A 4,593-nucleotide genomic window follows, 5' to 3' on the forward strand; every position below is an offset into this window, starting at 1 on the left:
CAACTCCTCCCCCGGTTTCGAAGGCATCGAAAAGGCCAGCGGCAAGGATATTGTCGGCAAGCTCTACGACGAGATCGAAACCCGCGTAAGGCCACAGCCGGTGCGCAAACGGAAGGTCTGACCAGGCGTAGTTGAAACAGACCTCTGATCCGGCCTGCGGTCTTTTTGGCGGCGGTCCCGAAATCTTTTCCTGTATTCCTGACAGCATTCGTCACGTCGCATTCAGTCACAATTGTTGAATAGGAGAAACTGACATCCGCTTTTGCGGTTTTCTCTTCTGCGGTGCGCGGCCCGACCTTGCGGATACACTGCAGAAAACCACGGTCGTTGTCACAGCCGGCGACCTTGTCGCTGACACACATTGCGCAGTCGTGTTTCAAAGAACAGCGGTCCACGCCGGGCAGTACTCCCTGCTCGCTTTCGCTGAAGTCAGGGGCTAAATCCAGTGATGTGGGACCATGTCCGTGTCCGGCGCCGGCATGAAACCCGAACCGGAAATCTGCGGGCGCCGTGCCGTTCAGTTCCCGTGTCATGTAACAGCCCGTGTTGCCGCGACCCTTTTCCTGACAGGTTCCAAAAGAGGCAAAGCCCAGATCTGCCGCATCCTGGCTGGTCATCGGGTCGCGCAGCGCGAAGTTGAAAAACTTCCGGCGTTCCGCGACAGCGCGGGAGCCGATGATAACGGGCCCGCGCGCCGTCTTCTGTCCGCCCCGGGGATTGAGACAGAATTTGCTGCCTTTTAACCTGATCGTCGCCCCTTTGATATTCCAGCGCTGATGATCTGCGAGGCTGCATTGCGTGAGTTTCACCGACACGCCGTGATGCACCCCGTCCGGCGCCGACAGGCACTGAGCGGGATACGCCGGCGTCATGATCTCTCCCGTCAGGGCGCGTCCGCAGACCTGTCCTTTACCCTCGGGCAGACAGGTATCGAGACAAGCCGAAGCACCGTCTGTCTCAGGACTGAGGTTATGGTTTGCCACGGTCCGCACCAGAATTGTGTCGCGATCGACTGCGGACCAGGACGGACCACCTGCAACGGTAACCGCTGCGGCCAGGGCCAGGGAGATCAGAGGGAGAGAATGATTATTTGTGCAGGCCTCCTGCGGAGAGGGTTTTTATGCATGCGCGGCCCGTTGGCTCGTTCCCGTTTAACGTGCCACACCGCTCCCATGCTGTAGAGGTAATCCTGATCACGCCCGACTGTGCTCGTGTCTGGCGCCGCGAAACGCCCGAGGTCGAAAAACGATTTTCAGACATTGCTTTGCACTGGCGCAGCAGTAAAAACGGCGGCGATTGCGGTTCAGGGCCCTTTATCCGGACAAAATACCGGTCGGGCGTCCGGGTCGGGCCGTTTAATGGAGCCGGAATGTCGTCCGGTCGCCCGCTCACCCGGTGGTCGGTCTACAGTCAGCATGATCCTGACCGTTCTGACAGTACCGGAGCCCGCGCGCCACCGCAGGCGGCAGGCCGGCAGGCATTCCTGCCACCACTTCGCTGAGGTGCTCTTTCGTCAGTGTATGAACCGCACGGCCTGAAACGCAGCCGGCCCGCCCCGGACACAGACAGGAATCCATCCGCTGCGCGGATGGCCTGCTGCCCCGGTCCCGTCCGGAACGCCCCTCCCGGCCACGAAAAATTCAGGCCGCGCGGTCTGCCGCCTCAGCCTTTTGCAAGTCGGGCGGCAATCTGGTCTTTCAGGTGCATGCGCTGCTTGCGCATCTCTGTCAGGTATTCATCCGACACCGGCGCCACATCGGTTTCGGCGCGATGCACCTCGCGGTTGATCTCATGATACGCATCAGCAAGCCGCGCAAAGTGGCTATCGCTCTGACGCAAGGATGAAATCAGACCGGCCTTTTCGGGAAAATCCGCTGCGAGTTCGTGTGGTACGTGGGACATCAGACCCCCTCCTTTGACCGGCGGCTGCGCGGGTGCAGCGAACTTGCCAGAATGTGATCCGCCGCGTGCACGACCCGCCCGGCATTGTGTACGATGTCCGGATCGGGCGGCACCGCCACTTCCGGGTTTTTGTCAGGATAATCCAGACAGGACAGAAAGTGCCGCATGCAGTTGATGCGCGCGCGTTTCTTGTCGTCAGAGCGGACAACCGTCCAGGGCGCGTCCGCGGTGTCTGTATAAAAGAACATCGCCTCTTTGGCTTCGGTGTAATCATCCCACTTGTCGAGGCTTGCGCGGTCAATCGGCGACAGTTTCCATCGTTTGAGCGGGTCGGTCTCGCGAGAGGCAAAACGCGCGCGCTGTTCGCGCTGCGTCACAGAAAACCAGTATTTGAAAAGCCTGATGCCGGAGCGGACCAGCATCCGCTCAAATTCCGGCGTCTGGCGCATGAACTCCAGGTATTCACCCGGTTTGCAGAATTCCATCACCCGCTCCACACCGGCGCGGTTGTACCAGGACCGGTCATAAAGCACGATTTCGCCGTTTGTGGGCAGATGCTTGACGTAGCGCTGGAAAAACCACTGACCGCGCTCTTCGTCGGTGGGCTTGTTCAGCGCCACAACACGTGCGGCGCGCGGATTGAGATGTTCCATATACCGCTTAATCGTGCCGCCCTTGCCGGCTGCATCGCGGCCCTCGAACAGCATCACGAACTTCTGGTCTGTCTCCTGCACCCAGTGCTGTACTTTGAGAAGCTCAACCTGAAGATCCGCCTTAGCCGCTTCATACTCGCGACGCCCCATGCGCCCGCGCGACACAGAAGCGCGCTGCACCTGGCGGACGGTTGCTTTTACCTCTTCGGGGGCGGCCGCTTCCACTGCGGCGACGGGGGCTGTCTTTACCTGCTCCGTCATTCTGGTCTCCTTTGTTGTCACCGGAATAAAACAGGGGCGCAGCGCCACTGTCTTTGATCCTGGTCAAAGGGGGCGCATGAAGGTGAAAGACAGACCGCCGGGAGGCCGGTTTTGTTGTGTAAACGGTTGGGATTGCTGTGATTGCGTGTCTTTACGGGGCGGAGCGGGCTGATCACCGTCGTCCCCCCTTTACCCCTGACGCGATAATTCCTATATAAATGCTCAGGAAAACAGCCGGGGTCCCCGATGAACAACGCACCAGAACCACTTGAAGGCGCACCGCTGATCGCACCATCCTCAACGGACCATCCGCTTTATGAGCAGATCGTTGATGCCTGCCGGACGGTATATGATCCGGAGATTCCGGTGAATATCTACGAGCTGGGCCTGATCTACACCATCGACATCAACCAGGAAAACGAAGTGCAGATTAAGATGTCGCTGACGGCACCCGGTTGCCCCGTCGCGGGAGAGATGCCCGGATGGGTCGCAGATGCGGTCGAACCTGTGGCCGGCGTAAAACAGGTGGATGTCGAACTCGTATGGGAGCCGCCATGGGGTATGGACATGATGTCTGACGAAGCGCGGCTCGAACTGGGCTTTATGTAAGCCCGGCCGGAGCATCAGGCGAAAGACCACCACGTGCTCAGTGAAAAATCGAAAATGATTGCCGGCGAGTTGTACCGTCCCGGAGATGCCGCGCTTGTTGCCGGTCGCGCGCGCAGCCAGGCGCTGCAACGCGACTACAACGCCACGACGGTTGCCGATACCGATAAAAGGAAAGCCATTCTGGATCAGTGGCTTGGAGGCTATGGTTCAGGCTGCGCTCTGCGTGCGCCCCTCTATACCGATTACGGGAGCAATATATATCTCGGCGATGATGTTTTCTTTAATTACGGCTGTGTGCTGCTGGATGTCTGTGCGATCCGCATCGGTGATAAGACACAGATCGGACCGATGGTGCAGATCCTTACGGCGGATCACCCCCGTGATGCAGCAACCCGCGATGCCGGTCTTGAGTTTGGCCGTGCGATCACGATCGGGCGCAACGTCTGGATCGGCGGTGGCGCCATCATCCTGCCGGGTATCGGCATCGGCGATGACGCGGTGATCGGCGCCGGCGCTGTGGTGACACACGATGTGCCCGCCGGCATCACAGTTGCGGGAAATCCTGCGCGCCCGCTTGTAGCAAAGCCTGCAACTGATTAACTTGGTTTCAAAGGAGTTTTGTCATGTTTGGTATTCCCGGCAAACAAGCGGTCACACTGACCCCCAAGGCCGCCGCACAGGTGGCAAAACTGATGCAGTCCGCAGGTCACGCCGGTCTGCGCATCGGCGTTAAAAAGGGTGGCTGTGCAGGCATGGAATACACCATGGAGTACGTCGAGGCGACGGACCCCAATGACGAGGTCGTCGAGCAGGACGGCGCGCGGGTGATGATCGCCCCGATGGCGCAGATGTTCCTTTTCGGCACTGAAATCGATTACGAGACGACGCTTCTGGAATCTGGTTTCAAATTCCGTAATCCCAATGTGACCGAAGCCTGCGGTTGCGGTGAATCCATCAAATTCGGCTGACCCGTCGGGTCACTTCTTTTGAAGATGAACGTAGGTTTCGGCAAACCGCGCCTGCAGGTGGTCGCCTGCGCGCAGTATCTCACCCGACCCGATCGGGGCCACATTTGTATCCGATGACGGGTTAAAAAAGAGAGGCACCGAAATGCGCTCGTGATCGCCGCCGACAACCCGGTGTGGTGTGGCGCGCACAACGCCGTTGC

5 protein-coding genes and 1 pseudogene are annotated in these 4,593 nt (G+C 59.3%); 3 read left to right on the forward strand and 3 right to left on the reverse strand.

The genetic code is table 11. The features are described 5' to 3' along the window. Window positions 1–1,662: 1,662 nt before the first annotated feature. A complete protein-coding gene (locus Q0M35_RS17500) occupies window positions 1,663–1,902 on the reverse strand; it encodes a YdcH family protein (RefSeq protein ID WP_295317542.1) in 240 nt (79 codons plus the stop codon). Beyond that, window positions 1,902–2,816 carry a polyphosphate kinase 2 gene (gene ppk2 / locus Q0M35_RS17505; protein ID WP_295317543.1) on the reverse strand — a complete coding sequence of 305 codons (915 nt, stop codon included), beginning with the start codon at window positions 2,814–2,816 and terminating at the stop codon, window positions 1,902–1,904. Before ppk2 ends, Q0M35_RS17500 begins: the two co-directional genes overlap by 1 nt. 246 nt (window positions 2,817–3,062) lie before the next feature. Here ppk2 and Q0M35_RS17510 point away from each other — a divergent pair, with 246 nt between their 5' ends. From Q0M35_RS17510 to Q0M35_RS17520, 3 genes are read left to right on the forward strand one after another with little or no spacing between them, the layout of a single operon-like run. Continuing rightward, window positions 3,063–3,425, forward strand: a complete 363-nt coding sequence (locus Q0M35_RS17510) for an SUF system Fe-S cluster assembly protein (protein WP_295317544.1) — start codon at window positions 3,063–3,065, stop codon at window positions 3,423–3,425. Window positions 3,426–3,458: 33 nt separating this feature from the next. Continuing rightward, entirely contained in the window at window positions 3,459–4,025 is a 567-nt protein-coding gene (locus Q0M35_RS17515) for a sugar O-acetyltransferase (protein WP_295317545.1), read from the forward strand. A gap of 23 nt (window positions 4,026–4,048) precedes the next feature. Further along, window positions 4,049–4,393, forward strand: coding sequence for an iron-sulfur cluster assembly accessory protein (locus tag Q0M35_RS17520; RefSeq protein WP_169640661.1), 345 nt, complete (start codon window positions 4,049–4,051; stop codon window positions 4,391–4,393). A gap of 9 nt (window positions 4,394–4,402) precedes the next feature. On the opposite strand, the pseudogene Q0M35_RS17525 reads toward Q0M35_RS17520, so the two are convergent. Beyond that, window positions 4,403–4,593 (reverse strand): annotated as a pseudogene (locus Q0M35_RS17525) (isopenicillin N synthase family oxygenase); the annotation flags it as partial.

This window comes from Roseobacter sp., assembly GCF_024639605.1.
Lineage (GTDB): Bacteria > Pseudomonadota > Alphaproteobacteria > Rhodobacterales > Rhodobacteraceae > Roseobacter.

Excerpts from the sequence above, each read along its gene's own strand:
- Q0M35_RS17500 (WP_295317542.1), bottom strand. The coding sequence starts at position 1,902 with ATGTCCCACGTACCACACGAACTCGCAGCGGATTTTCCCGAAAAGGCC.
- ppk2 (WP_295317543.1), bottom strand. The coding sequence starts at position 2,816 with ATGACGGAGCAGGTAAAGACAGCCCCCGTCGCCGCAGTGGAAGCGGCC.
- Q0M35_RS17510 (WP_295317544.1), top strand. The coding sequence starts at position 3,063 with ATGAACAACGCACCAGAACCACTTGAAGGCGCACCGCTGATCGCACCA.
- Q0M35_RS17520 (WP_169640661.1), top strand. The coding sequence starts at position 4,049 with ATGTTTGGTATTCCCGGCAAACAAGCGGTCACACTGACCCCCAAGGCC.